The sequence below is a fragment of the Micromonospora sp. CA-240977 genome, from assembly GCF_050942285.1.
Lineage (GTDB): Bacteria > Actinomycetota > Actinomycetes > Mycobacteriales > Micromonosporaceae > Micromonospora.
In genome coordinates, this window is the sequence record NZ_CP192055.1 from 3,839,663 (window position 1) to 3,865,127 (window position 25,465).

At 73.2% G+C, this 25,465-nt stretch carries 26 protein-coding genes; 11 read left to right on the forward strand and 15 right to left on the reverse strand.

Annotated elements, in window-relative coordinates; translation table 11 throughout:
• Positions 1-52: 52 nt before the first annotated feature.
• Positions 53-607 (forward strand): low molecular weight phosphatase family protein, encoded by a 555-nt coding sequence (locus tag ACQPWW_RS17820; protein WP_433124016.1) that lies wholly within the window; start codon positions 53-55, stop codon positions 605-607.
• On the opposite strand, the gene ACQPWW_RS17825 is transcribed toward ACQPWW_RS17820, so the two are convergent.
• Positions 588-2,051 carry a polysaccharide biosynthesis tyrosine autokinase gene (locus tag ACQPWW_RS17825; RefSeq protein ID WP_433124018.1) on the reverse strand — a complete coding sequence of 488 codons (1,464 nt, stop codon included), beginning with the start codon at positions 2,049-2,051 and terminating at the stop codon, positions 588-590. The genes ACQPWW_RS17820 and ACQPWW_RS17825 overlap by 20 nt on opposite strands.
• Before the next feature lie 337 nt (positions 2,052-2,388).
• On the opposite strand from ACQPWW_RS17825, the gene nhaA reads away from it, so the two are divergent.
• Positions 2,389-3,738 (forward strand): Na+/H+ antiporter NhaA, encoded by a 1,350-nt coding sequence (gene nhaA / locus ACQPWW_RS17830; protein ID WP_433124019.1) that lies wholly within the window; start codon positions 2,389-2,391, stop codon positions 3,736-3,738.
• A 48-nt stretch (positions 3,739-3,786) separates the two neighbouring features.
• On the opposite strand, the gene ACQPWW_RS17835 is transcribed toward nhaA, so the two are convergent.
• The 10 genes from ACQPWW_RS17835 to ACQPWW_RS17880 form a co-directional block, all read right to left on the reverse strand.
• Complete coding sequence (locus tag ACQPWW_RS17835; protein WP_433124020.1) at positions 3,787-3,984, reverse strand: hypothetical protein; 198 nt, start codon at positions 3,982-3,984, stop codon at positions 3,787-3,789.
• A 4-nt stretch (positions 3,985-3,988) separates the two neighbouring features.
• Positions 3,989-4,312 (reverse strand): hypothetical protein, encoded by a 324-nt coding sequence (locus ACQPWW_RS17840; protein ID WP_433124021.1) that lies wholly within the window; start codon positions 4,310-4,312, stop codon positions 3,989-3,991.
• A complete protein-coding gene (locus ACQPWW_RS17845) occupies positions 4,309-4,671 on the reverse strand; it encodes a DUF1622 domain-containing protein (RefSeq protein WP_433124022.1) in 363 nt (120 codons plus the stop codon). The genes ACQPWW_RS17840 and ACQPWW_RS17845 overlap by 4 nt, the downstream gene beginning before the upstream one ends.
• A 39-nt stretch (positions 4,672-4,710) precedes the next feature.
• Positions 4,711-5,298 carry a TMEM165/GDT1 family protein gene (locus ACQPWW_RS17850; protein WP_433124024.1) on the reverse strand — a complete coding sequence of 196 codons (588 nt, stop codon included), beginning with the start codon at positions 5,296-5,298 and terminating at the stop codon, positions 4,711-4,713.
• A gap of 218 nt (positions 5,299-5,516) precedes the next feature.
• Positions 5,517-6,482 (reverse strand): L-histidine N(alpha)-methyltransferase, encoded by a 966-nt coding sequence (egtD, locus tag ACQPWW_RS17855; RefSeq protein WP_433124025.1) that lies wholly within the window; start codon positions 6,480-6,482, stop codon positions 5,517-5,519.
• Positions 6,483-6,531: 49 nt separating this feature from the next.
• The gene (gene egtC / locus ACQPWW_RS17860; RefSeq protein WP_433124027.1) at positions 6,532-7,278 is read right to left on the reverse strand and encodes an ergothioneine biosynthesis protein EgtC; all 747 of its coding nucleotides are present in this window, start codon (positions 7,276-7,278) and stop codon (positions 6,532-6,534) included.
• A gap of 40 nt (positions 7,279-7,318) precedes the next feature.
• Positions 7,319-8,656 carry an ergothioneine biosynthesis protein EgtB gene (gene egtB, locus ACQPWW_RS17865; protein ID WP_433124028.1) on the reverse strand — a complete coding sequence of 446 codons (1,338 nt, stop codon included), beginning with the start codon at positions 8,654-8,656 and terminating at the stop codon, positions 7,319-7,321.
• Positions 8,653-9,891 carry an ergothioneine biosynthesis glutamate--cysteine ligase EgtA gene (gene egtA, locus ACQPWW_RS17870; RefSeq protein ID WP_433124029.1) on the reverse strand — a complete coding sequence of 413 codons (1,239 nt, stop codon included), beginning with the start codon at positions 9,889-9,891 and terminating at the stop codon, positions 8,653-8,655. The genes egtB and egtA overlap by 4 nt, the downstream gene beginning before the upstream one ends.
• A 156-nt stretch (positions 9,892-10,047) precedes the next feature.
• Positions 10,048-10,821 carry a hypothetical protein gene (locus tag ACQPWW_RS17875; protein ID WP_433124030.1) on the reverse strand — a complete coding sequence of 258 codons (774 nt, stop codon included), beginning with the start codon at positions 10,819-10,821 and terminating at the stop codon, positions 10,048-10,050.
• Between the two features lie 16 nt (positions 10,822-10,837).
• Positions 10,838-11,470, reverse strand: a complete 633-nt coding sequence (locus ACQPWW_RS17880) for an RNA polymerase sigma factor (protein WP_433124032.1) — start codon at positions 11,468-11,470, stop codon at positions 10,838-10,840.
• A gap of 539 nt (positions 11,471-12,009) precedes the next feature.
• Between ACQPWW_RS17880 and ACQPWW_RS17885 the strand changes: the two genes are divergently transcribed.
• Together ACQPWW_RS17885 and ACQPWW_RS17890 are read left to right on the forward strand one after the other, a co-directional pair.
• Positions 12,010-13,386, forward strand: a complete 1,377-nt coding sequence (locus ACQPWW_RS17885) for a serine/threonine-protein kinase (RefSeq protein WP_433124034.1) — start codon at positions 12,010-12,012, stop codon at positions 13,384-13,386.
• Positions 13,387-13,512: 126 nt separating this feature from the next.
• The gene (locus ACQPWW_RS17890) at positions 13,513-14,775 is read left to right on the forward strand and encodes a nucleotide sugar dehydrogenase (RefSeq protein WP_433124036.1); all 1,263 of its coding nucleotides are present in this window, start codon (positions 13,513-13,515) and stop codon (positions 14,773-14,775) included.
• A gap of 116 nt (positions 14,776-14,891) precedes the next feature.
• On the opposite strand, the gene ACQPWW_RS17895 is transcribed toward ACQPWW_RS17890, so the two are convergent.
• From ACQPWW_RS17895 to ACQPWW_RS17910, 4 genes are all read right to left on the reverse strand, one after another.
• Positions 14,892-17,366: an ABC transporter permease gene (locus ACQPWW_RS17895; protein WP_433124037.1), complete on the reverse strand. Its 2,475-nt coding sequence runs from the start codon at positions 17,364-17,366 to the stop codon at positions 14,892-14,894.
• 147 nt (positions 17,367-17,513) lie between these two features.
• Positions 17,514-18,179: a response regulator gene (locus ACQPWW_RS17900; protein WP_433124039.1), complete on the reverse strand. Its 666-nt coding sequence runs from the start codon at positions 18,177-18,179 to the stop codon at positions 17,514-17,516.
• Positions 18,176-19,387 (reverse strand): sensor histidine kinase, encoded by a 1,212-nt coding sequence (locus ACQPWW_RS17905; RefSeq protein ID WP_433124040.1) that lies wholly within the window; start codon positions 19,385-19,387, stop codon positions 18,176-18,178. The genes ACQPWW_RS17900 and ACQPWW_RS17905 overlap by 4 nt, the downstream gene beginning before the upstream one ends.
• Positions 19,388-19,467: 80 nt before the next feature.
• A complete protein-coding gene (locus ACQPWW_RS17910; RefSeq protein WP_433124042.1) occupies positions 19,468-20,169 on the reverse strand; it encodes a DUF305 domain-containing protein in 702 nt (233 codons plus the stop codon).
• Positions 20,170-20,307: 138 nt separating this feature from the next.
• Here ACQPWW_RS17910 and ACQPWW_RS17915 point away from each other — a divergent pair, with 138 nt between their 5' ends.
• From ACQPWW_RS17915 to ACQPWW_RS17945, 7 genes are all read left to right on the forward strand, one after another.
• Positions 20,308-21,744 carry an LVIVD repeat-containing protein gene (locus ACQPWW_RS17915; RefSeq protein ID WP_433124043.1) on the forward strand — a complete coding sequence of 479 codons (1,437 nt, stop codon included), beginning with the start codon at positions 20,308-20,310 and terminating at the stop codon, positions 21,742-21,744.
• Positions 21,745-21,874: 130 nt separating this feature from the next.
• The gene (locus tag ACQPWW_RS17920; protein WP_433124045.1) at positions 21,875-22,150 is read left to right on the forward strand and encodes a hypothetical protein; all 276 of its coding nucleotides are present in this window, start codon (positions 21,875-21,877) and stop codon (positions 22,148-22,150) included.
• Positions 22,151-22,284: 134 nt separating this feature from the next.
• Positions 22,285-22,440: a lasso RiPP family leader peptide-containing protein gene (locus ACQPWW_RS17925; protein WP_433124046.1), complete on the forward strand. Its 156-nt coding sequence runs from the start codon at positions 22,285-22,287 to the stop codon at positions 22,438-22,440.
• A 24-nt stretch (positions 22,441-22,464) separates the two neighbouring features.
• Positions 22,465-23,079 carry an ABC transporter ATP-binding protein gene (locus ACQPWW_RS17930; RefSeq protein ID WP_433124048.1) on the forward strand — a complete coding sequence of 205 codons (615 nt, stop codon included), beginning with the start codon at positions 22,465-22,467 and terminating at the stop codon, positions 23,077-23,079.
• Positions 23,076-23,936, forward strand: a complete 861-nt coding sequence (locus tag ACQPWW_RS17935) for an ABC transporter permease (protein WP_433124049.1) — start codon at positions 23,076-23,078, stop codon at positions 23,934-23,936. The genes ACQPWW_RS17930 and ACQPWW_RS17935 overlap by 4 nt, the downstream gene beginning before the upstream one ends.
• A gap of 8 nt (positions 23,937-23,944) precedes the next feature.
• Complete coding sequence (locus ACQPWW_RS17940; protein ID WP_433124051.1) at positions 23,945-25,090, forward strand: asparagine synthase-related protein; 1,146 nt, start codon at positions 23,945-23,947, stop codon at positions 25,088-25,090.
• A complete protein-coding gene (locus ACQPWW_RS17945) occupies positions 25,087-25,368 on the forward strand; it encodes a PqqD family protein (RefSeq protein ID WP_433124053.1) in 282 nt (93 codons plus the stop codon). The genes ACQPWW_RS17940 and ACQPWW_RS17945 overlap by 4 nt, the downstream gene beginning before the upstream one ends.
• Positions 25,369-25,465 lie beyond the last annotated feature (97 nt).

Below are 25,465 nucleotides of genomic sequence, written 5' to 3' on the forward strand. Positions count from 1 at the left end.
CACCGTTCGCACGGTGTGCCCGCCCGCGTCCGCACCGACGAGAGGGGCACCGATGGCTGACCGCGTGTTGTTCGTCTGCCACGCCAACCTGTGCCGGTCGCCGATGGCCGAACATCTGGCCCGCCGGCTGCTGGCCGACCGGCCCGTCACGGTGGCCAGCGCCGGCACCGACGCGATCGACGGGCTGTCCATGCATCCGTACGCCCTGGAGGTCGCGACCGAGGGCGGCGCGGACGCGTCGGCGTTCCGGACCCGGAGTTTGCGGCCCGAGTACCTCATCGACGCGACGCTGGTGCTGACCGCCACCCGCCGCCAGCGCTCGATCTGTACCGCGCTGGCGCCCAGCGCCCTGCACCGGACGTTCACCCTGCGCCAGTTCGGTCGGCTGGCCGCGGCGGCCGAGCCGCCCGCCGGGGCGGCGGACGACACGTTGGGGGCGGCGATCGCCGCCGTCGCCCAGGCCCGGGGACGGCTGCAACCCGCCGCCCCGGACGCGGACGACCTTCGGGACCCGATCGGCGGCACATCCGCCGACTTCCGACGCTGCGCCGAGGAGATCGAACGGTCGCTGCGACCCCTCGCCGCGCTCATCGGGGCAGCCGGGTGAGTTCCTGGGTGTGGTCGGCGACGCCGTTGACCCCGGTGGTGGTGTCGCTGTGCCGGCCGGACGCCACCCGGTCCGCCGGTACCGACGCCGGGGGTGTCGAGGCGACCACCCGATAGGCCTCGTACTGGTACGCCTCGGCCTTGGCCACCTTGGCCATGTTGAGCACGCAGCCGAGCAGGCGGACCGAGACCGAGTGCAGCGCGCGGGCCGCAGCGGCCACCTGGGTCCGTGAGGTACGGCCCTGCTGACTCACCAGCAGCGCACCGTCGGCCTGCACGGCCACGACCACGCCGTCGGTCACCGCGAGCAGCGGGGCGGTGTCGATGATCACGATGTCCGCCGACTCCCGCAGCGCCAGCAGCAGATCCGACATCGCCTTGGAACCGAGCAGCTCGCTCGGGTTCGGCGGGGCGGAACCGCTGGGCAGCACCAGCATCGACTTGTCGCCCCAGCGCTGCACCACGTCGCCGACCTTCACGTCGCCGACGAGCACATCGGTGAGGCCGACCCCGGCATCCAGCCCGAGGTACTCGTCGACCTTCGGCCGGCGAAGGTCCGCGTCGACGAGCAACACCCGCCAACCCGCCTCGGCCAGTGCGATGGCCAGGTTGCAGGAGAGCGTGGTCTTGCCCTCGCCCTGCAACGCGCTGGTCACGGCGATGACCCGGGCCGGCTCGTGGACGTCCACGAAACGCAGGTTGGTCCGCAGCTTGCGCACCGCCTCGGCGCGGGCCGAGGTCGCGGCGTCGCCGATGATGAGCGGCTCGGAGCGGGCACTGCCCTCGTAGGGGATCTCGCCGAGCAGCGGGCTGCCCGTGGCGCGTTGCAGACCGGCGGAGTCCCGCAGCCGGACGTCGGCGACGCCGCGCAGGATCGCCAGGCCGACGCCGAGCATCAGGCCGATCAAGCCGCCGAGGGTGAGGTTGCGCGTCGGCTGCGGTGAGACCGGGTTGGCGGTGACCCGGGGGCCGCTTACCACCTCGATCTTGATCGGGGCCTTGCCCTCGGGGGTCGTCTCGACCTTCTGCACCAGGTCGACGAACTTCGCGGCGAGCGACTCCGTCACCCGCAACGCCCGGGTCTGGTCGGTGTCGGTGACCGAGGCGCGCAGCAGGACGGTGCCCGTCTCGGTGGAGGTACTCACCCGGCTACGCACCTCGTCCGCGGTGAGGCCCACCGGCGTCTCGGCCACCACGCTCTGCGCCAGCCGGTCGCTGGTGAGCAGGTCGGCGTACGACTTGACGCGCTGTTGGAGGAAGAGCCCACCCTGGTAGGCATCGCTGACGCCGGAGTTGGGGGTGGTGACGAAGAAGGTCACCGAGGCGACGTACCGGGGTTGTGCCCGTACGGTCAGGAACGCCGAGGCGCCCAGGGCCACCATGACCGTGACCAGCACGACCCACCAGTGCCGACGCACGTGGCGCAATTGGCGGAGCAGGTCCATCAGGAGCGCCTCCGCGTCGGTCCGGTTACGCCAAAAAACTTCACGAAAACCCCCAAGGTCGCTGTAAACTCGTGAAACCATTAAAGCCGCTCATACGGCTTATGTCCGGAGTTAGGCGTTTCTGCCTCCGACACGTGCGCCCGCATAACCAACCGGGCGAAGGTGCATTCGGCAGCGGCGAGACCCGGGAAAAGTCGGCGCCGGTCGGATGCCGACCGAACGGCCCCTGCGGTCGCCGCCGCACACGAACCCGGATAGGGTCGCCAGCGGTGTGTGCCGGGAAGTCTGGTCGGCGAGTGGATTCCTGCCGTCCCGACTTCCGAGGTGAACACCGCAGATGACCTCCCCCTCCCCACCGTCGAAGCCTCGGCTGTTCTCGCGATCGTCCTGGCCCGAGGCCCGGCACCTGGCCGACGTGCTGCGCACCGAGACCGTCGGTGGGGCGTTGCTGCTGCTCGGCGCCGTGGCAGCGCTGGTCTGGGCCAACTCGCCCTGGTCCGACTCGTACACCCGGCTCGGTGGTTGGGTGCCCTGGCCCGGCGGCGCGCCCTGGCACCTCGACCTGGACGTGGCCACCTGGGCGGGCGACGGCCTGCTGGCCATCTTCTTCTTCGTGGTGGGTCTGGAACTCAAACGGGAGTTCGTCGCCGGTGAGCTACGCGACCCGCGTCGGGCCGCGCTGCCCGTGGTGGCGGCCCTCGGCGGGATGCTGACGCCGGCGCTGATCTACGTGGCGGTCGTCGTGACCGGGGGTGGGCCGGGACTGCGCGGCTGGGCGATTCCCACCGCCACCGACATCGCCTTCGCGCTCGCCGTGCTCGCGCTGGTCAGCTCGCACCTACCCCAGGGCCTGCGCGCCTTCCTGCTCACCCTCGCCGTGGTCGACGACCTGTTCGCCATCACCATCATCGCGATCTTCTACACCGCCGACTTCCATCCCGTACCGCTGCTCGCGGCGCTGGCGCCGATCGGGGTCTTCGCGGCGCTGGTGCGACGCGGCCGCACGTGGTGGTGGGCGCTGATCCCCCTGGCGACCGCGGCCTGGGCACTCGTGCACGCCTCCGGGGTGCACGCCACGGTGGCCGGTGTGCTGCTCGGCTTCATGGTCCCGGTGCTCGCCCGCCACCGGCCGGCGGGCGACAGCCAGCCGGGCACCGGCGCCACGGGGACAGACGAGGGCGGGCTCGCCGCGCACCTGGAGCACCGGTGGCGGCCGGTGTCGGCAGGCATCGCGGTGCCGATCTTCGCCCTGTTCGCCGCCGGGGTCACACTGCGCGGCACCGACCTGGGCGCCCTGCTGACCGACCCGGTGGTGATCGCCATCGTCGCCGGACTCGTGCTCGGCAAGAGCATCGGCATCTTCGGCTCGACGTACCTGTTGGCCCGGTTCACCCGCGCCGAGCTGGACGAGGACATCACCTGGTCGGACCTGGGCGGGATCGCCCTGCTGGCCGGCGTCGGGTTCACCGTGTCACTGCTCATCGGCGACCTGGCCTTCGGCGCGGGCAGCACGGCCGACGACCGGGTCAAGGTGGCGGTGCTGCTCGGATCGGTGGTCTCCGCCGGGCTGGCCGCCACGGTGCTCCGCCGCCGCAACGCCGTGTACCGCCGGGTGGCGCAGCGGGAGCGGCTCGATGCCGACGGCGACGGCGTGCCGGACGTCTACCAGCGGCCCGCCGACCGGTGAACGGTGGCCGCGGGCGCCGGCGGGGCGCTCACCCGGCAGGCCGCGCGCTCAGCGACGACGCTCGGCGGGTGGCCGGTCCTCGGTCTCCTCGGCCAGCGCCTCCACCGTCGGTGCGGTGAGGTCGTCGCCCGGCACCGCCACCGCCTCGACCCGATCCTGCTCGTCGGCCTTGCCGCCGGGCGGCGGCTCGGGAGCGGTGGCGCCGCCGGCGTAGCCGTACTCGTTCGGTTCGTCGTGCCGGCTCATCTGGTCATCCTCCCGCTTTCCCGGTCTGGCCTCTCACCGCCAACGGTAGGTGCTGATCGTCGCCGGCGCAGCGCGCCCGGGATTGTCGCCCGGACCACGGCCGTGCCGTGCCCAGCGCCGCCCCGAGCAGCTGACGCAGGGCGATGATCGCCACCGCGCCGGCCAGACCGTTCCACCCCGGATCGCCGGCCAGCCGGAGCAGGCCGGTCGCGGTCAGCAGGTCCAGCAGCACCCGGACGGCGACCCGAAGCGCCCCGGTGCTGAGCGCGGTGACCACCCCGGCGACCAACGCCAGCGCGGTGACCACCGTGATCAGGACGCCCGTCACGGCCGACGCTCACCCTCGGCCACCTGCCGCTGCTCCTGACGGATCTCCCGGCCCAGGAAGTAGTTCAGCGCCGTTCGGATCGTCGCGATCGCGGCCAGTTGGCCGATCTGGTCGAACGACGGGGACACCGCCGTCCGCAGGACGTCGGCCGCCAGCTGGAATTCGAGGCCGAGGGTCAGGAAGCGACCCAGCGAGAGCCGGATCGGCGTGAAGCGGGCGGCGGTGCGGTGTCGCAGCCCTTCGACAACGAACCGCACCGCCGCCCAGACCGCTCCGACGAAGATGACAAGCGCGCCGGCCACCTCCACCACGGCAACCAGCACCTGGTCGCCCTGGCGCAACAGCTCGGCCGGCTCCACCCCGGGCCGTTACCCGCCCTCGGGCCAGCTAGTCGGCGCTCAGGTCAGCTCGTTGACCGCCTCCAGGATCAGCCAGAGACCGGAGATGGCGAACAGGATCGCGGCGCCGTACCTGATGGCCTTCTCCGGCAGCCGCCTACCGAGCATCCGGCCGACCAGGATGGCCAGCGCGTCCGCGGCCACCATGCCGATGGTGGAGCCGAGCCAGGTGCCGAACCAGCCGTACTTGGTGGCGAGCGTGATCGTGGCGAGCATGGTCTTGTCGCCCAGCTCGGCCAGGAAGAACGCCACCGACACCGCCACGATCGCGGTCTTGCTGGTCTTCTCCGCCTTGCGCTTCTCCTCCTCGGTGAGCTTGTCGCCGCGCAGCGTCCACGCGCCGAAGCCGAGGAAGGCCACGCCGGCCACCAGGGAGATCCAGTCGGTCGGCAGCACCGCACCGAGGCCCACGCCGATGGCCACCGACGCCAGGTGCACCACCGCCGTGGCGACCGTGATGCCGATCAGCACCGGGATCGGCTTGAACCGCGTGGCGAAGGTCAGCGCCATCAACTGGGACTTGTCCCCCAGCTCGGCGACGAAGATGACGCCGAAGCTGATCACCAGCGCGGCGAAAAATCCCTCCATGACATCCTTCCCGTTCACGCCGGGAGGAGGTACAGGGGTGCCCTCGACCCGGCTGCAACAGCCTGAGTCGAAGGTCTCGCCCGCCCCGGAGAAGACCGGGGCCGCGTGGCCGGATGCGGAACGCACCAGTATGTCGACCACGACATTGGGGGCTACTCCCCTTCGCCGGACCAGCCTATCGGATCACCACTGGGCCGGGCCGGGGTGGGTGAACCGGCTCACCGCGCCCGCGCCAACGTGACCCCGAAGAGCCCGTCCGGGTCGGTCCAGAACTCCGTCGTGGCGAAGCCCGCGGTGGCCAACTCCCCGGCGATCCCCTCCGGGCGGAACTTCGCCGAGACCTCGGTGCGCAGCTCCTCCCCCGCGGCGAAGTCCACTGTCAGGTCCAGCACCCGTACCCGCATCGGCCGGGTCGCCCGCAACCGCATCTCAATCCACTCGTGGGTCGGGTCCCAGCGGGCCACGTGCTCGAACGCCCCCGGGTCGAAGTCGGCCCCCAACTCCCGATTGATCACCCGCAACACATTGCGGTTGAACTCGGCGGTCACCCCGGCGGCGTCGTCGTACGCGGGCACCACCACCGACGGGTCCTTCACCAGGTCGGTGCCGAGCAACAGCCAGTCGCCGACCTCCAGCGCGCCGCGCATCGCCGTCAGGAACTCGGCCCGCTCGGCCGGCAGCAGGTTGCCGATGGTGCCGCCCAGGAACGCCACAAGCCGACGGCCGCCGGTGGGCAGCCGGTCCAACTGCCGGGTGAAGTCGCCCACGATGCCGCGGACCCGCAGGCGCGGATAGTCGGCGGCGATCTGGGCCGTGGAACTCGACAGCGCGCTGACCGACACGTCGAGCGGGACGAACGTGCCCAGCCCGCCACGCCGGCTGAAGGCGTCAAGCAGCAGCCGGGTCTTCTCCGACGACCCGGAACCCAACTCGATAAGGGTCTTCGCCCCGGTCAACGCCGCGATGGCGGGAGCACGCTCGGCCAGCACCGCCCGCTCGGCCCGGGTCGGGTAGTACTCGGGTAACCGGGTGATCTCCTCGAACAACTCGCTGCCCCGGGCATCGTAGAACCACTTCGGCGGCAGCCACTTCTGCGCGGCGCTCAGCCCGGCCCGGACGTCGTCGCGCAGGCCACGCTCCAGGTCGCCCTCTTCGAGGTAGATCTCCAACGGTTCCGCGGTCATCGATTCGCCTCTCTGCTCGAACAACAGTTGGTGTCACGACCGGTGTGGCTCACCGGGTCGGCAACGGGCGTACCCGCACCTCGCCCGCCGTGGCCAGGACCAGGTGCCCCTCCGGTACCGCCCGCCACCCGGGATCGTCGTCGTGCGGCTCGGAGGCCAGCAGCACCGAACCCGGCGTCTCCCGGACCGACAACGCGTGCCCGGCCACGCTGGCGACCGCCCGGTGGCCGTCGGTGAGCAGCAGGTTGAGCCGCGACCCGGGGGCCGCCGCGGCCACGTCCGCCACCGTCCGCCCGACCGCCTCGGCCGGGTCCTCGCCGCCGCGCAGCCGATGCCGCACCAGCGCCCAGAGCAACGCCGAGTCGGTGGCGGCGTCCAGGGTGAGCAGGTCACGCACCGGCAGCCCGGCGGCGAGCGGGACCACCGCGTCCGGCCAGCCGCGGACCACGCCGTTGTGGCTGAACAGCCACCGACCCTCGGCGAACGGCGCGGCGGCGTTGTCGAGCACCGCCATCCCGACGGTGGCCGAGCGCACCGCCGCGAGCAACGCGCCGGTGCGGGTCACCGCCGCGAGCTGGGCGATGGTCGGGTCGCTCCAGATCGGCTGCGCCCGTCGGTAGCGCACCGGCTCACCGTCGCCCGGGTACCAGCCGACCCCGAACCCGTCGGCGTTGATGGTGCCGCCGCCGCGCATGTCGCGGGGCGCCCAGGACTGCCGCACCAGCGAGTGCGCCGGATCGAACAGCACCTCGGCAAGGGTGACCGGCGGCCCCAGGTAGGCCAGGTGGCGACACATCAGCACCCCGTCCCCGCCGGGCCGCCGGCCGTGCTGTGGATCACTGGTACGACTCGTCCCGCCGGACGTCGCGGGCACAGCGGAAGCCGCTGAAGATCTGCCGGCGGATCGGATAGTCCCAGTTGCGGAAGGTGCCCCGACAGGCCGAACGGTCGGTGCCGAACGAGCCGCCGCGCAGCACCCGGTAGTCGTCGCCGAAGAAGACCTCCGAGTATTCGCGGTAGGGGAACGCGGTGAAGCCGGGATGCCCGTCGAACGGGGTCGAGGTCCACTCCCAGACGTCACCGATGAGCTGGTGCACGCCCAGCGGCGAGGCGCCACCCGGGTACGCGCCCACCGGCGCCGGCCACAGGTGACGCTGGTCGAGGTTGGCGTGTGCCTCGGTCGGGTCGTCATCCCCCCAGGGATACCGACGGGACCGCCCGGTCGCCGGGTCCCACCTTGCCGCCTTCTCCCACTCCGCCTCGGTCGGCAGCCGCTTGCCGGCCCACGCCGCGTACGCCTGCGCCTCGTACCAGCACACGTGCACCACCGGCTCGTCGGCGCGGACCCGACTCCACCGGCCGAAGCGCCGGTACGACCACCCGTCACCGTCCCGCCGCCAGTGCATCGGCGCGCTGAGCTGCTCCTCGAGCCGGTGCGACCAGCCCGCCGCGCTCCACCACCGCTGATCGGCGTAGCCACCGTCGGCGATGAAGGCCGCGTACTGCCCGTTGGTGACCGGAGCGGCGTCGATGGCGTACGCCGGCAGGTCGACGGTGTGCGCCGGGCGCTCGTTGTCCAGCGCCCACGGGTCGGTGTCGGTGCCCATCGTGAACTCGCCGGCCGGCACCAGCACCTCACCGCCCACCCGGACGGCGGGCTCGGGCGGCGGCGGGGCGTGCAGCACCGCCGGCCCCGACCGCAACTGGTGGGTGGCGAGCATGGTCTCGTCGTGCTGCTGCTCGTGCTGGACGATCATGCCGAAGGCGAACCCGTCGGCGACCAGCGGCCGCTCGGTGAAGGCCACCCGGTCGAGCAGGTCGTGCACCTTGTCCCGGACGGTGTGCAGGTAGGCGCGCGCCTCGGCGGGCGGCAGCAGCGGCAGGGCGGGACGGTCCCGTCGCGGCTGCTTGAACGCGTCGTACAGCTCGTCGATGTCGCGCCGGACCGGCTCGCGGCCTCCGACGTCACGGACCAGCCACAGCTCCTCCTGGTTGCCCACGTGGGCGAGATCCCAGACCAGCGGCGACATCAGCGGTGAGTGTTGGCGCAGCAGATCCGCGTCGTCGACCACCTCGGTGAGCAGCGTCGTGCGGGCACGCGCCCGTGCCAACTCCCCCGCGATCCGGTCGCGCAACCGCTCCCCGTCGGTGTGTTCCGTCGTGCTCGTACTCACCTGTCCCGCCCTCTCGTCGCGGCGGTCAACCGCCGTCGTAGTCCGTGTTGGATCTCGTCGTGGATGCCCGCCGGCAGGTCGAGCCGGGGCAGCGTGCGCAGGGCCAGGTCGAGCAGCGCCGCCGCGGCGGCGGCCAGCGCGGCGTCGGCCAGGCCGTGCCGGGCGGCGGCCGACCAGCGGTGCGCCACCGGCGCGGCGAGGGCGTGCGCCGCGCGCACGGTGCCCGGGTCGGTGAAGAGAGCGGTCAGCACCGCCAGCGGGAGCCGCCAGTCCCGGTCGGGCTGGGCGTCCAGGTAGCGCAGCTCCAGATAGCCGCGGGGACGCACGGGCGGGAAGAGGGTGCTGACGTGGTAGTCGAGGTCGTCGGTGGTGGGCGGTCGGGGCAACGCGCCGTCGAGCCAGTCGGCGAAGGTCACGCCGGGTGGCGCGGTCCAGTCCGTGCCGTGCCGGCGCAGACAGAGCAGGGGCGCGGCCAGCACGTACCGGATCCAGGTGGCGGTCGGATCCTCGTCGACGCGGCCGGGTGTCCAGACCGGGCGGGTGCGGGCCGGCTCGATGGCCAGCCAGGCGGCCATCCGCGCGGAGGCCCAGCCGGTGCGCCGCCCGGCGTGCCGGTGGGCCGACGCGAACACCGCGAGCAGCGGCGGCCCGACCGCGTGGGCGGCCGCCCAGCGTGCCGCGACCTGGTCCGGCTCACCGGCGTCGAGGCAGACCTGCAGGCCGGCGGTGCTGTACATCATGGTGCGGCCGGCCGCGCCGTGTTTGTCGAAGGCGCCGCGCATCGCGCGGTAGCGGGGTGTTTCCAGCACCGGGCGGGGCCGTCGGTGTGGGTCGATGCCGCTGCGGCCCAGGATCAGCCCGGCGGCGGCCAGCAGGTCGGTGACCTGGGCGATGTCGGCCTCGGTGGCCTGGATCAACGCGGTGACCGAGGGGCGGGGCGGGGTGGAGATCTCCACCTGGCCACCCGGCTCGAGGGTCACCAGGCCGCCGTGTCGCAGCGGCTCGGCGGGGCTTGTGGCATCCAGCGTGGCGGGGCTGTGCCGCCCCAGCGCCGCCCGTAGCCGCGTCGGGTCGACGGGGCGGGCGGGATCGGCGGCGTCGTGCACTGTCCATTCCAGTTCGACGCCGGTGAGTGTCGGTGGGCCGGTCTTGAAGCAGATCCGGGCGAGGTGCCGGCCCGCGGCCCCGGACTCGCGCAGGATGGCGCTGCGGTCCAACTCGGGTGACGTCACCAACGGTCGGGACCCCTCTCCGTGTGCCGACTCCGGGACACCGTGCCACCGTAAACCCACCCACCGACACCGTCGGGGCGTGCACGGCGCCACCCACCCCTGTCTAACAGACGAATTTCCCGCGTAGGGCGGAACGGAAACGCGCCGACCGCCGGTCGTTCACCGGGGCGCGGGGTGGCCCGTCGACGGAGGTGGCGCCTTGGGCTTCGCCGGCTCGGACGGCCGGGGTTCGGGCGCCATCCGCTGGCAGTACGCCGGGACCTCGGCGACGCCGCCGGCGGCGGCGACCAACCGCTCGAAGGCCCGCGTCCGCAGCGCCTGCTCCCGCTGTTCGGGCTTCTTGGCCTGCCACGAACGGCACAGGCCGGGCAACTCGCCGGGGGGCGCGCCAGGGGTGGACGGGTGACCCGGCGACGGCGGGCCGGGCGACGGCGGGCCCACCGGCGCGCCGGAGGACGGGTGACCCGGCGACGGTGGGCCGGGTGGCGCCGTCCGCTCGCCGGACGTGGAGCTCCGGTCGGGGCTCGACGACGTCCGCGTCGGCGCCGGTGCGACCGGGTCCGGCGTCCGGTCCAGGGTGACCGCGGCGAAGGCGGCGCCGGCCGTGGCGGTGGCCGCCACCGCGCCGATCCAGGCCACTGCGCCGGTGGTCAGGCGGCGACGGCCGGGCCGGTGGGGCACGGACGGCGCCGGATTGGCCCGGGCGGCCCGGAACGCGGCCAGCGCGGCCTCCTCGCCGGCCAACTCGCCGGACCGGGCCGGAGCGGCGGCGGCGGCGAGGACGCCGGCCACCGGGTCCGCCGGGGGTACGGGGGCCGGCGACGACGCCGCGTCGGCCCGGCGGGACTGGTACGCGGTGGCGTCCACGGCGGCGCGGGCCGAGTCGAGCAGCCGTTCGGTCTCGGCATGGTCGACGCGCCGGAACGGGTTCATCCAGAATCCCCTCACGTCAGCCGTCCGCCGGCTCGGCGTGCGGTGCCCGCAGGGGTGGGTTGCCGCCCGTGCGGGGTGGCGGCACCCCGTCGACCTCGACGGACGGCTCGGCCGCGCGCTGGCGCTCCAGCACTGCCGCGAGCCGTCGCAGACCACGGTGGGCGGCGGTCCGGACGGCACCGGCCCGACGGCCCAGCACCCGCCCGGCGGATCCCGCGTCCAGCCCGATCACGGCCCGCAGCAGGACTGCTTCGGCTTCGCGGGGAGGCAGGGTGGCGATCAGGGCCAGGGCGGTCTCGGTGCCGATCGTCTCGCTGGCGCCCTCGGCGGTGTCGGCCTCGCTGGCCAGGTCGACGAGCGCGTGCACCGGGACCGGCAGGGACGGTCGGCGGCGCAGCCGGCGCAGGTGGTCCATCGCCCGGTTGCGGGCGATGGTGACGGTCCAGGCGCGGAACTCGCCACCGGTGAAGGTGGGCAGGTCGCGGGAGATCTGCAGCCACGTCTCGGAGGCGACGTCCTCCGCGTCCGAGCCGACCAGGGCGGTCAGATAGCGCAGCAGGCCCGGTTGGAGGCTGCGGTAGAGCAGCCGGAACGCGTCCTCGTCCCCCGCCTGCGCCGCGCTGACCGCCTCCGACAGCTCGCCGGTCATCCGCGGCCCGCGGCTTGTCCGGCTCGCGGCGCGCTGCTCTGCCGCGGTGCGGCAGACCACGCGGTACGCATTGTCCGCCCGCTCCACACCCGCCCCCGCACCGCCCTCCGCCAATCTGGTCCCACCCGTGACCGAGGTCGTCGGGCCGGGGTCTCTGGTGGGCCCACGCCAGGGTAGCCGGCTCGGCGCGCCGACGGTCGAGGCGACCGGGGCGGCGCGAGCCGGGCTAACGCTAGGACGGGGCCACTGACGCGACAAGCCGGCACGTTGTCACGGAAGAGTGACAATTATCAACCCTCCGGGTCGGCGTGTCGTCATCACTGCCCGTGATCAGATCGCGCAAACCAGGCTGCGGCACACCTTTCGGCCACGACCGGCGAACGTCGCGCCGAAATATGTCACTTTTCGTCACGGCACGTTGTCGCAGCGTCACAACAACGGGATGTCCACACAGGTCAGCGGAATGCGCCGCCGCTGTCACTCGTTCGGCTGACGGCCCGTGTCACGCTCCCGCGCGCCACTCTGGGTACGGTATTGCGGTGTTGTCATCGGAGGTCGTGCTCAGCGGTCGGTACCGCCTGGACGAACGTGTCGCCACGGGCGGCATGGGCGACGTCTGGCTTGCCGCCGACCTGATCCTCGGCCGGCAGGTCGCGGTCAAGGTGCTGCTGCCGACACTGGTCTCCGACCCCGACTTCATCGCCCGGTTCCGGGCCGAGGCCCGGATCATGGCGGCGCTGCGGCACCCCGGCATCGTGCAGGTCTTCGACTGCGGCGCCGACGACCTGCCCGACGGCGCGGGTCGGGCGGACTACCTGGTCATGGAGTTCGTCGCCGGCGAGCCGTTGTCCAAGCGGATCGAGACGGCCGGCCGCCTCGACGTGGCCGAGACGATGTCGATCGTGGCCCAGGCCGCCGCGGCGCTGAACGCCGCGCACCGAGGCGGCATCGTGCACCGCGACGTCAAGCCCAGCAATCTGCTGGTGCTCGAGGACGGCACCGTCGTCCTGGTGGACTTCGGCGTGGCGCGCTCGCTCGACATCACCAGCATCACCAGCACCAACGCGGTGCCCGGCACCGCCCTCTACATGGCCCCCGAGCAGGCCGCCGGCCGACCGGTGAGCGGTGCCACCGACATCTACGCGCTGGGCGCGGTCACCTACTGCTGCCTCACCGGCAGTCCTCCGTTCACCGGCGACAACCCGCTCCAGGTTGCCGTCCGGCACCTCGACGACGAGCCGCCGGAGCTGCCGCACGAGATTCCGGAGGCGGTCCGCGCCCTGGTGTCCCGGGCCCTGGCCAAGGACCCGCAGGACCGCTTCAGCAGCGGCGCGGCGATGGCCGAGGCCGCCCGGACCGCTGTCACCGGCGGCGAGCCGCCGACCGCGATGGCGGCGGCCGTTCCGCTGCGCGACGCCGGGCCGGGCACCCGCACCGACGTGCCGGCTGGCGCGGCGGTGGCAGGCGCGGCCCAGACCGGGCGTGAGCGACGGCGGGGCCCCCTGGTCGGCGCGGCGGTGGCGGTGCTGGTGGCGCTGGTCGGGCTCGGGGTGGCACTGGCCACGACACACCGGACCAGCGAGGACCCGGCGGTCAACCTGCCGACCAGCTCGCCGACGGCGGCGCCGAGCGGCCCGTTGGACCTGCCCGCGGGCAACGAGCAGATCGCCACCGGTGGCCCGACGCGGCCCGACCGGCCGGTGGCGCCCGGCAACTCCCCCTCGACGTCGATCTCCGCCACACCGAGCGTGGCCCCCAGCCAGACGACCAGCCCGCCGACACCGGCGGTGCCGCCGACGATCACCACGGCGCCGACCACCACCCCGCCGAGCGCCCCGACGACCCCGCCGTCGGCGCCTCCGTCGACCGCGCCGGAGAGCCCGCCGACCGTCCCGGAGGGACCGGAGCTCAACTGAGCGCGCCGGTTTCGCCCAGCGCGGATAGTCCCACCAGCACCGATATCCCCAAAACGGACTTGGGTCGCCGAACACCCCTCTAGGCTCCTCAGCAGGTCATATCCACCATCTGCCGCGGGAGCCTGGGTGAACGCTGAAAAGCTGGTCGTGATCGGTCAGGGGTACGTCGGGCTGCCGCTGGCCATGCGCGCGGTGGAGGCGGGGCTGGACGTCGTCGGCCTCGACGTCGACGCCGACCGGGTGAAGCGTCTCGCCTCCGGCGAGTCGTTCGTCGAGGACATCCCGACCGACCGGCTGGGCCGTGCGTTGGGTAGCGGCCGGTACAACCCCAGCACGGAGTACACCGATGCCGAGGGCTTCGACATCTGCGTCATCACCGTGCCGACCCCCCTGCGCGACGGCACCCCCGACCTGAGCTTCGTCGAGCAGGCCGGGGTGGGCATCGGCCCGTACGTCCGCCCGGGGTGCACGGTGATCCTGGAGTCGACCACCTACCCGGGCACCACCGAGGAGTTGCTGCGCCCACTGTTGGAGTCGGCGAGCGGGCTGCGCAGCCCCGGAGACTTCCATCTCGGCTACAGCCCGGAGCGGATCGACCCGGGCAACCCGACGTGGCAGTTGGAGAACACGCCGAAGGTCGTCTCCGGCGTGGACGCGGCGTCGCTGGCCAGGGTGGACGAGTTCTACCAGCGCCTCGTGGAACGCACAGTGCCGGTGGGCTCGACCCAGGTGGCCGAGCTGACCAAGCTGATCGAGAACACCTTCCGCCAGGTCAACATCGCGCTGATCAACGAGCTGACCATGCTCTCGCACCACCTCGACATCGACGTCTGGCAGGCGATCGACGCCGCCGAGACCAAACCGTTCGGCTTCCTGCCGTTCCGACCCGGGCCCGGAGTCGGCGGGCACTGCCTGCCGATCGACCCGTGCTACCTGTCCTGGCAGGTCAAGCGCCGCCTCGGCCGGCAGTTCCGGTTCATCGAGCTGGCCAACGACATCAACCACGAGATGCCCGAGCACGTCGCGCAACGGATCATGGCGGGCCTGAACCGGGACGGCCGGGCCGTCAGCGGCGCCCGGCTGCTGCTGCTCGGTCTGGCGTACAAGAAGAACACCGGCGACATGCGCGACTCCCCCGCTGTCGACGTGGCCCTCCGGCTGCGGGCGCTGGGCGCCGAGGTGCACGCTGTCGAGCCGTACGCCGAGGCGCACCACATCCCGGCCGGGGTCGCCGTGGTCGGGCTCACCGAGCAGGAGGTCCGCGCCGCCGACGCGGTGGTGGTGGTCACCGACCACGACAGCTTCGACTACGACCTGGTGGTCCGGCACGCGCGCTACGTCTTCGACACCCGCAACCGGTGCGTCGGCCCGATGGTCGAGCGCCTGTAGACCCGGCACCGCTGGCCGGTCCCGCCGCCGGGGAAGACGGCGGGGCCGGCCGGCGGATGTCCGTCTTTCCGTCCCGGCCGGCCGGGCCCGTCGCCGGGGCCGGCCGGCAGCATCGCTCACTGGTCAGCGAGCGCCTCGACGACCGGGCGGGACAGGGCCCGACGGGCCGGCAGGACCGAGGCGAGCAGGGCGGCCAGCACCGCGACGCCGAGGATCAGCCCGAGCTGGCCGAGCGGCAGCACCACGTGGAAGTCTCCGCCGAGTCGGCTCAACAGGGCCATCGCGGAGGCGCTGACGCCGGTGCCCAGCCCCACGCCGAGCACCGCACCGACAAGCGCCATCAGCACCGCCTCGACGGCGAGCACCGCCCGCATCCGTCCGCGGGTGAGCCCGACCGCCCGTAGCACGGCGTTCTCCCTGGTCCGCTCGACCACCGAGAGGCTCAGCGTGTTCGCCACACCCACCAGGGCGATCACCACGGCCAGGCCGAGCAGCGCGGTGACGAAGGCGAGCAGCATGTCCACCGTGCCGGTGAGCATCTTCTTGTACGCGCCCTGGTCCATCAGGTTCACCGTCGGGTAGCGGGCCAGCACCGCCTCGATCACGTCCCGGGCCTGCTCGGCGCTCACCCCGGCGGCGGGGTCGATCTCGGCCAGGAAGCCCCGCTGACCGGGGAAGAGCGCGGCGAAGTCCGCGTCGGCCATGTCGATGACGTGACCCGCGGGCGCGCCGTCGGCGGGCGTGTCGTCGGTGACCACCGCCGCCACCCGGAACGACCGCTGCGCGACGGTCACCGGGGAACCGACCCGCAGGCCGCGTGCCTGCGCCAACTCCCGGTGCACAAGCACCTGCCCGGGTCCGACCCGGGTGGCGTCGCCGGCCAGCACCCCGCCCAGTGTCCGGCCGACCAGCGCCGGGTGGGCCGCCCGGATCTCGACGTCGGCGACGACAGTGTGGCGCTGCTCGTGCACCACCCCCAACTCGGGGCGCCCGGCCAGCTCGCCGGTGAGCGCGGCAGGGAGGTCCTGACCGATTCCGCTGACCACGAAGTCCGTTCCGATCTGCGCGTCCACGCTGCGCTCGATGCCTTCCTTGGTGCTGCTCGCGCCGACCATGAAGGCCGACACCAGTCCGATCCCGATCACCAGGGCGGTGGCGGTGGCGGCGACCCGCCGCGGGTTGCGGACAGTGTTTGCCACCGCCAGCGCGCCGGTGGCCCCGAGCACGCGACGGGCCGGCCAGCCGAACACCCGGGCCAGCGCCGGGACGAGCACCGGCCCGAACAGCACGATCCCGAAGAAGGTCAGCACCCCGCCCGCCGCCACCAGCACCACCTGGCCGGCGCTGGCGGCGCCGGCCAGCGCGGCCACACCGGCGGCCAGCAGCACCGCGCCGAAGGCCAACCGAAGTCGACCGGCGCCCCGGCTCGGCTGCACCGCCGCGTCGGTGAGCGCGGCCACCGGCGCGATCCGGGTGCCCCGCCAGGCCGGCAGCAGGGCGGCGCAGACGGTGAGCCCGGTGCCCAGCAACAGGCCGGTGAGCACCGTCGAACCGCGCACGGTCAGGCCGCCGACGCCCGGTACGTCCAGTTGGGACATCAGCTGCCGCAGTCCACCGGCGAGGGCCACCCCGAGCAGCACCCCGGCCGCGGAGGCGACCAGCCCGAGGACCGCCGACTCCAGCAGGGCGGCCCGGAAGACCTGCCCCCGGGTGGCGCCGATCAGGCGGAGCAGCGCGGTGCGCCGGGTGCGCTGGGCCAGCACGATCGCGAAGGTGTTGGCGATCACGAAGCCGGCCACCACCACGGCGACCGCCACGAAGATCAACAGCAGCATCCGGAACTGGTCCACGTTGCGGACCGCCTCCTCGACGGCGTCGTCGAGGATCTGCTGACGACTCTTCACTGTGGCTTCACCGCCGGCCACGGCACGCACCCGCTCGGTCACCGCCGGGACGGAGGCGCCCGGTCGGGTCGCCACCATGACGCGGCCGTAGCCCCGCTCGCCGGTGAGGGCCAACGCGTCCGGCCCGACCAGACCGACGAACGGGCCGCCGACGTCGCGGACGGTGCCGGCCACGTCGACGGTGCCCACCAGGGTGTACGGGCGGGCCGCGCCGCCGCTGCCGCCGACGCGGACCTCGGCGCCGAGGGCGAAGCCCTCCTCGGCCACCGTCGGCGCGTCGAGCACCACCTCCCCGGGCCGGTCGGGCAGTCGGCCGGCGACCACGTCGTACGAGCGCAGAGCCTGCTCGGTGGGGATGGCCACCAGCATGGTGAAGCCGAGCACCGGACGGCCGTCGGCGCCGACGATCCCGGCGGTGTTCGTCAGCTCGCCGGCCGCGGCGGCCACCCCGTCGACCGCACGCACCCGGTCGACGAGGGCCGGGGACAACAACTCCCGGCCGGCCGAGTAGACACCCAGGTCGGTGTGCCTGTCGAAGGTGCCGGCCCGCTCGTACGCCCCGGCGCGCATCCCGTCGACGAAGATCATCGTGCCGGCGACGAACGCGACACCGAGCACGACGGCCAGCGCGGAGAGCAGCATGCGCAGCGCCTCGGCACGCAACGAGCGCAGGGTCAGGCGGATCATGCGGGGCTCCCGGTGCAGGTGGTGGATCGGACCCCTCCGACGCTATGGCCGCGACGGGTCGGTTGATCTCCACCTGCGCGCTCGACCTGCGTGCGCCCCGGGTCGCGGTGCGCCCGCCACCCGCTACGACCCAGGTCGTACGCGGCGTCATCCGCCGGGTGTCACAAGCCCGCTCTCGTACGCCAGGACCACCGCCTGGACCCGGTCGCGCAGCTGGAGTTTCGCCAGGATCCGACCGACGTGGGTCTTCACCGTCGCCTCGGCCACGTGCACCCGGGCGGCGATCTCCGCGTTGGACAGGCCCTGGGCGACGAGCAGCAGCACCTCCCGTTCCCGCTCGGTGAGCTGGGTGAGGCGGGGGTCCGCGCTCGGGGTGGCGCCGAGCTGCCCGGCGAACCGGTCCAGCAGCCGCCGGGTGATCGACGGGGCGACCACCGAGTCGCCCCGGGCCACCACCCGGATCGCGGCCAACAGCTCCTCCGGCGGGACGTTCTTGAGCAGGAACCCGCTCGCCCCGGCCTGTAGCGCGGCGAACGCGTCCGCCTCGGTGTCGAAGGTGGTCAGCACCAGCACCCGGGGCGGGCCGGCGGGCCGGTCGGCGCAGAGCCGCCGGGTCGCCTCCACGCCGTCCATCGTCGGCATCCGGATGTCCATCACCACCACGTCGGCCTCGGTGCGGGCGAGCACCCGCAGGGCGTCGGCACCGTCGATCGCCTCCCCGACCACCTCCAGGTCGGGCTGGGAGTCCAGCACCATCCGGAACCCGGCGCGGACCAGCGCCTGGTCGTCCACGATCACCACCCGGACCGTCATGCCGCGATCACCTCCGTTGCCGGCTCCGACGGTAGCGGTAGCCGCACTTCGAGCTGCCAGCCCCCGGCCGGCCGGGGGCCGGCGGTGAGGCTGCCGTCGTACACCGTCACCCGCTCCCGCATCCCGAGGAGACCGTGACCGCCGGACGGCGCCGGGCTGACCAGCGGGCGACCCCGACCGTCGTCGCGCACCCGGACCGCGACGGCCCCGGCGGTGTGGGTCAGCGCGACCTCGACGCCGGCGCCGACGCCGGCGTGCTTGAGCGCGTTGGTCAGCGCCTCCTGCACCACCCGGTAGACGGTCAGCTCCAAACCCGGAGGCAGGGCCGGCTGCTCGCCGGTGACGGTGCTGCGGATGTGCAGCCCGGCGTCACCGAACCGGGCCAGCAGGTCGGGAAGCTCGGCCAGCGCCAGACGCCGGTGCTCCGGGTCGGCGGCCGCCACGAGCCCGTCGCCGCCGGACGGACCGGCGTCGCGCAGGACGCCGACCAACCGCCGCATCTCCTCCAGCGCCGCCCGGCCGGTGTCCGCCACCACCTTCACTGCGGTGCGGGCCTGGGTGGGGTCACGGTCGAGCATGAACCGGGCGCCGTCGGCCTGGACGATCATCACCGCCAGGCTGTGGGCGACCACGTCGTGCAGCTCACGGGCGATCCGGGTGCGCTCCTCGGCGACCGCCGCCCGGGACTCGGCCTCCCGTTCACGTTCCAGGGTGGTGGCCCGTTCCTCAAGGCTGAGCACGTAGAGCCGGCGGGTCCGCACGTTCAGCGCGACCAACCACACCGCGCCGGTGACAAGCGCGTACCACAGCGCGGTCACCCACCAACTGATGACACCGGGGGTCTGCACGGCGGCGAGCAGCACTCCCACGGCGGCGGCCGCACCGGCGAGCACCGCGGCGCGCAGCCGCTCGCCGTACTTCACCACGCTGTAGAGCGCGACCAGGACGGCGACGTCGAAGGGCAGCGGACCCCACTGGGCGATCACCTGCACCAGGCCGAGCGCGGCGATCACCACGGTCACCGCGCCCGGGTGCGCGCGGCGGAACAGCAGCGCCACCGCCATCCCCGCAGCCACCAGCGCGGCCGCCCAACCGCCCGCCAGGTTCGCCGCGCCGGCCAGCCCGATGAGGGCCACCACCGCGGAAACGGCCACGTCGAAGGCGACGCCGCGCAGCGGGCGACCGAACATCGTGCGTCTCACGGTCACCCAGCGTACGTGCCGGGACTCGCGGCCCGCGCGCCTCGCCCGGGTCAAGCCGTACGCGATCCGGGCGACCGGCCCGACGCTCAGCGGGCGAGGACCTCGCGCATCCGGTCGATCTCGACGGTCTGCTCGGTGGCGACCGAGGTGGCGAACTCGTTGAGCGTGAGGTCGGAACCGACGGTGAGCAGGTTGGTGGCCATCTCGATGGCGCCCTGGTGATGCTCGGTCATCATCCGGACGAAGAGCTTGTCGAAGTCGGCGCCCCGGCTGGCGGCGAGCTGCCGCATCGCCTCGGGCGACTGCATGCCGCGCATGGCGCCGTGGTCGTGCCCCTCGACCTCCGCCGGAAGGCCGCGGGTCTGCAACCAGCCCCGCATCATGCCCATCTCCGGGCCCTGGCTGGCCCGGATGCGCTCGGCGAGGGCACGGATGTCAGGGTCGGCCGCACGGTCCGCGGCGAGTTCCGCCATCGCGAGGGCCTGCGCGTGGTGCGGGATCATCATCCGGACGAACAAGACGTCCAACGAGTTGTGCGGCGCGGGACCGGCGTCGCGGACCTCGTGGGCCGCGCGGGTGGCCGCTGCCTCACCCGGGCGGCCGGGCGCGATGACGGTCAGGTCGGTGGGGACCGGGCTGACCGTCGGCGAGGCGGACGCGGGCGCGGAGGCCGACTGGGCGGCGCCCGTCGCGGCGTCGCCCCCGGGACGGCTCACGAGGAAAGCCACAAGCGCGAGCACGACCGCCAGTGTGACGATCGCCAGGGTTCGTGCGCGCCGATCGGTCATGGGCCACTCCCGGGAGTCGAGGTCACCGCGATGCTATCCATTGACGCAGGCACTTCGATGTGACCGCGGTCACATCGACGTTCATCGCCGAACGGTAAGGTGTCGACCATCATCTTCCCCTTGCGAAGGGCCTCGCCGATGATCAAACTCCACATGCCACGGCTACGACACCTGCGCATCGTGGCGCTCGCCACAACCGGGCTCCTCGTCGCCAGCGCGCTCGTCGCCCCGGCCAGCAACGCCCAGGTGGCGTCGCGGTCTGCCCCCACCACCAACACGATCCCCGGCGTCGACGAGATCGTCAGCAGTCCCAACCTGCGGCAGATCGCCAACGTGCCCAAGGTCGCCCCACTGGACGCGACAAACAGCGACATCGCCTTCCAGGGCAAGTACGCGTTCGCCGGCAACTACAACGGCTTCGTCATCTACGACATCTCGCGGCCCAACGCCCCGACGGTCACGGCCCGGGTGCTCTGCCCGGGGTCGCAGAACGACATCTCCGTCCACGGCGACCTGCTCTTCCTCTCCACCGACTCGTCGCGCAGCGACGACTCCTGCAACAGCACCACGCAGGGGGCGGACGTGAAGGGGTCCTGGGAGGGCATCAAGGTCTTCGACATCAAGGACAAGGCCAACCCGCGGTACATCAAGTCCGTCGAGACGGCCTGCGGCTCGCACACCCACACCCTGGTGCCGGGCAAGGACCGCAAGGCCATCTACCTGTACGTCTCGTCGTACAGCCCGCGGGCCGAGTTCCCGGACTGCCAGCCGCCGCACGACTCCATCTCGATCATCAAGGTGCCGCTGAAGAAGCCCACCGACGCGGCAGTGGTGGCGACGCCGAACCTCTTCCCGGACGGCGGTTTCCCCGGCAGCGGGACCGGCTCGGCGACGACCGGTTGCCACGACATCACCGCCTACCCGTCGAAGGACCTGGCCGCCGGCGCCTGCATGGGTGACGGCATCCTGCTCGACATCAAGAACCGGGAGGCGCCCCGGGTCATCAACCGGGTCCGGGACACCGTCAACTTCGCGTTCTGGCACTCGGCCACCTTCAACAACTCCGGCACCAAGGTGGTCTTCACCGACGAGCTGGGCGGCGGCGGGGCGGCGACCTGCAACGAGGCCATCGGACCGAACCGGGGCGCGGACGCCATCTACGACATCACCGGCCGCGGCAACACCCGGACGATGACCTTCCGCAGCTACTACAAGATCCCCCGGGTCAACGCCGACACCGAGAACTGCGTGGCGCACAACGGCTCGCTGGTCCCGGTGCTCGGTCGGGACATCATGGTCCAGGCGTGGTACCAGGGCGGCATCTCGGTCTGGGACTTCACCGACTCGGCCAACCCGAAGGAGATCGCCTTCTGGGAGCGCGGCCCGCTCTCGGCCGACACGTTCGTCGGCGGCGGCACCTGGTCCGCGTACTACTACAACGGCCACATCTACTCCAACGACATGGTGAAGGGCCTGGACGTCCTGGAGCTGAACGACTGGCGCACCTGGACGGCCAAGCTGACCCGCTACAACGAGCTCAACGTGCAGACCCAGCCCAGCTACCTGGGCTGGTAGGCACCGCGCACCACACCGGGCCCGGTTCCCCCGATCCACGGGGGACCGGGCCCGGCCACGCGGGTGCGGCCCGTCACCCGGGCGGAGGTTGCCGGCCAGCCGGCCGGCAGCTGTGCCACCGTGGGCAGACGTGAAGCCCGCAGCCCCGCCCGAGCCGTCCGTGCGCTGGCACCCCCATCCGCTCGACCTCGTGGCTGTCGTCCTCGCGGTGGCTGGCGCGGGCTGCGCGCTGAGCGGGCTGCTGCCGCGGGCGGAGGCCACCGCCACCCTGCACCGAATCCTGCCGCTACTGCTCTTCCTGGGCACCGTGATCGTGCTCGCCGAGCTGACCGCCGTGGCCGGCGTCTTCGACGTGCTGGCCAGCCGACTGGCCATCGCCTCCCGCGGCAGGTGGGCGGCGCTGTGAGCTGGGCCCACTCTCCATCACTATTGAGGGATTCTCGGCCTGTTGCGGTGTATGCCCGTCGAAGGCGTGTTAGCGGCCTCGTGGGCGAGATGACCGCTTATGCTGGCCCGACACCGACACGAGTGGGAGACCCGATGACATCGCACCGCGAGCTGGACACCGCCCAGACGGCCACTTCGGACTACCGGCCGCCGACGATCCAGCGCCTGGGCACCCTCGCCGAGCTGACAAAGGGCGGCACCGTCGGTCCGGACGACGGCCTGGGTGGCGGCGGCGACGGTTCACTCTGACCCGTCACCGTGGGAGGACCGCCGTTGCTCACGATCCGCCGGGCACAGCGTCGGTTCGGCCGTCGGGTGATCTTCACCGACCTGGACCTCGACGTCCCGGTCGGTGCCCGGGTGTTCCTGGGCGGCAGCAACGGATCCGGGAAGACCACGCTCCTGCGGTGCCTGTCCGGCACGCTGACCCTCAGCGCCGGACAGGCCACCGTCGGCGGCCACCCGGTCGGCTCACTGCCCGCCCGACGCCTGACGGGCGTCTGCCTCGCCCCGGAACAGGGCCTCTACGAGCAACTGTCGGCGCGGGAGAACGTGGCTCTCGTCGCCCGACTCCGGTTGCCACGGCGGGCCGTCCGCGCCGCCGTCGCGCGGGTCGAAGCCGAACTGGACCTGGCCGGCTACGCCACCGTCGCCGTGCAACGGTGCTCGGCGGGGATGCGGGCCCGGGTCAGCATCGCGCGGGCCCTCGTCGCCGAGCCCACGCTGCTGCTCCTCGACGAGCCGGGCCGCTCCCTCGACGAGACGTCGAGGGAGCTGTTGTGGCAGGCGCTCGACCGGCGGCCCGAGCTGAGCTGCGTGATCGCCTCGCACCTCGCCGACGACCGCGCACGGTGCCAGTCCGCCCTGACCCTCACGGCGCCCCGATGACGACACCGACCACCTCGGCCGCGACCACCAACCGACCGGTCGGTCGCCGGGCCGTCGGGGCCGGTCCGCTCGCGATGATCCTCGCCCTGGTCCGCCGCGACCTCGGCGACCCGCGGCAGTTCCGGCTGCCACTGCTGCTGGACCTCACCTTCGGGGTGCTGAACCTTGTCGTCTTCCTGTTCATCTCCCGGGTGCTCACCCCCTCCTCCGGCACCGACCTCGCCCACTCGCCCAGCTACTTCGACTTCGTGGCGGTCGGCATCACCTTCCTGCTCGTCCTGCAGACCGCCACCACACAACTGACCGGCCGGGTGATCCGGGAACAGCGCGGCGGGACACTGGAGATGCTGGCCGCCCAACCCGTGCCGGTCACCGCGCTGGCCATCGGGACCGCCGGCTACCCCTTCCTGTTCGCCCTGCTGCGTTCCTGCGTCTACCTGGCCGTCCTCGGCAGCGTGCTCGGCCTGCGTACCGACCGGACCGACTGGTGGGGAGTCGCGGTGCTACTGGTCGCCGGCACCGCCTCGGTGCTCGGCATCGGCATCGCGCTCGCGGCGTTCACCGTCGCGGTCGGGCACGGCGACGCCGCCGCCCGGCTGTTCGTCGTCGGGCTCACCTTCGTGTCCGGCACGTACTTCCCGGTCTCCGAACTCCCCGGTCCCCTGCCGGGGCTGACCGCCGCGCTGCCCAGCCGGATCGCCCTGGACGGCCTGCGCGCCGCGCTGGCCGGCGGTGACTGGGCCTGGTCGGCCGGCGCGCTGTTCGGCGCCACAGCGCTCCTGTTACCGCTGTCGAGCTGGGCCTTCGCGGGCGCGCTGCGGGTCGCCGCCGGCCGCGGCGCCCTGAAACGCGATTGAGGTACGACATGCTCCGTCCGACACCGTTCGACCTCGCCACCGGGACGTTGCTCGGTGTCGCCGCGCCACTGCCGCGTCAGCCCGTGCCGGCCGGCGTACCGGACCCGTTGGACGCGCTCGACGCCGCCGTGCTGGCCGGCCTGACCCGCCCGCCGTGCGTCGTCAGCTTCTCGGGCGGGCTGGACTCGTCGCTGATCCTGGCGGTGGCCGTCCGGGCGGCCCGCCGGGAAGGGTTGCCCGACCCGGTCCCGGTGACCTGGCGGTTCACCGCGGCCCCCCGCGCCGACGAGTCGGACTGGCAGCAACGGGTGATCAGGGCACTGGGGATCGGCGGGTCGTGGCAGATCCTGCGGGCCGACGACGATCTGGACCTGGTCGGGCCGGTGGCCCGCCGGCTGTTGCACCGCCACGGGGTGGTCCATCCGGTCAACCTGCACCTGCACCTGCCCATCGCCGAGTTGGCCACCGGCGGCGCGCTGCTCACCGGCGCGGGCGGCGACCAGATCCTGGCCGGGTGGCGTCGCCCACCGGCGACCTCGCTGCGCGGCCGGCTGTGGTGGCTACGGCACACCGCGCGTACCCGGCGGGGGCCGGCGGAGGTCTTTCCGTGGCTGCGTGCGACTGTCGCGCGGGAGGCGCACCGCGCGCAACGCGCGGAGTGGCGCGCCGAACCGCGCCGCCTGCGGCAGCGGATCGCCTGGCACACCCGGCGGCGGGACCTCCGGATGACCTGCTCGACGCTTGCCGCGTTGGCCGCCGAGCACCAGGCGACCACGATTCAGCCGCTGCTCGACGACGCGTTCCTGGCCGCGCTGGCGGTGCGCTGCGGCGACCACCGCGGAATCGGCCGGGACCGGCTGCTCGCGGAGATCGTCCGGGGCGCCCTCCCGAGCGAGGTCACCGCGCCGCGCCGCAAGGCCCGCTTCCTCGAGGTGTTCTTCCGGGCGCCGACCAGGGAGTTCGTCCACGGCTGGGACGGCACCGGCGTCGACGAGGAGTTGGTGGACGCGGAGAGCCTTCGCCGGGTCTGGTCCCACTGGCCGATCCCCGGCGGCACCGCCAGCCTGGTCCAACAGCTCTGGCTGGCCGCCAACCCGCCCGACTCCGCCCGCCGGCCGGAGCGTGCCGACATCGACGTGGAGGTCAAGTCGTGACAGAGCAAGAGATCGTGCACCGGGTCGACCCGGACCGGGTGGCCTGGCGGGTCGCCGGTGACGAGGTGGTCGTGCTGGACACCCGCGACTCGGTCTACTTCGGATTGGCTGCCACCGGGGCGCTGCTGTGGCAACGACTGGCGACCGGGGCCACCACCGCCGAGCTGGTCACGGCACTTGTGGAGAGCGCCCCGGTGGACCGGGAGCGGGCCCGAGCCGACGTGGCCGCGTTCCTGGCGGACCTTCGCGGGCACGGGCTGCTGGTGCAGCGGCCCTGACCGATCCTCGCCGCCCGGGCGGGCGGACACCGGGCGCGGCCGGGCGGGTCGGCGCGAGCAGCCGCACCGCCGCCCGCCCGGGCGGTCGGGACGGGAG

Bases quoted from the DNA above. Each gene is read 5' to 3' on its own strand.
- ACQPWW_RS17820 (WP_433124016.1), top strand. From the start codon at position 53: ATGGCTGACCGCGTGTTGTTCGTCTGCCACGCCAACCTGTGCCGGTCG.
- ACQPWW_RS17825 (WP_433124018.1), bottom strand. From the start codon at position 2,051: ATGGACCTGCTCCGCCAATTGCGCCACGTGCGTCGGCACTGGTGGGTC.
- nhaA (WP_433124019.1), top strand. From the start codon at position 2,389: ATGACCTCCCCCTCCCCACCGTCGAAGCCTCGGCTGTTCTCGCGATCG.
- ACQPWW_RS17835 (WP_433124020.1), bottom strand. From the start codon at position 3,984: ATGAGCCGGCACGACGAACCGAACGAGTACGGCTACGCCGGCGGCGCC.
- ACQPWW_RS17850 (WP_433124024.1), bottom strand. From the start codon at position 5,298: ATGGAGGGATTTTTCGCCGCGCTGGTGATCAGCTTCGGCGTCATCTTC.
- egtD (WP_433124025.1), bottom strand. From the start codon at position 6,482: ATGACCGCGGAACCGTTGGAGATCTACCTCGAAGAGGGCGACCTGGAG.
- egtC (WP_433124027.1), bottom strand. From the start codon at position 7,278: ATGTGTCGCCACCTGGCCTACCTGGGGCCGCCGGTCACCCTTGCCGAG.
- ACQPWW_RS17875 (WP_433124030.1), bottom strand. From the start codon at position 10,821: ATGAACCCGTTCCGGCGCGTCGACCATGCCGAGACCGAACGGCTGCTC.
- ACQPWW_RS17880 (WP_433124032.1), bottom strand. From the start codon at position 11,470: ATGACCGGCGAGCTGTCGGAGGCGGTCAGCGCGGCGCAGGCGGGGGAC.
- ACQPWW_RS17895 (WP_433124037.1), bottom strand. From the start codon at position 17,366: ATGATCCGCCTGACCCTGCGCTCGTTGCGTGCCGAGGCGCTGCGCATG.
- ACQPWW_RS17900 (WP_433124039.1), bottom strand. From the start codon at position 18,179: ATGACGGTCCGGGTGGTGATCGTGGACGACCAGGCGCTGGTCCGCGCC.
- ACQPWW_RS17910 (WP_433124042.1), bottom strand. From the start codon at position 20,169: ATGACCGATCGGCGCGCACGAACCCTGGCGATCGTCACACTGGCGGTC.
- ACQPWW_RS17915 (WP_433124043.1), top strand. From the start codon at position 20,308: ATGATCAAACTCCACATGCCACGGCTACGACACCTGCGCATCGTGGCG.
- ACQPWW_RS17925 (WP_433124046.1), top strand. From the start codon at position 22,285: ATGACATCGCACCGCGAGCTGGACACCGCCCAGACGGCCACTTCGGAC.
- ACQPWW_RS17935 (WP_433124049.1), top strand. From the start codon at position 23,076: ATGACGACACCGACCACCTCGGCCGCGACCACCAACCGACCGGTCGGT.
- ACQPWW_RS17940 (WP_433124051.1), top strand. From the start codon at position 23,945: ATGCTCCGTCCGACACCGTTCGACCTCGCCACCGGGACGTTGCTCGGT.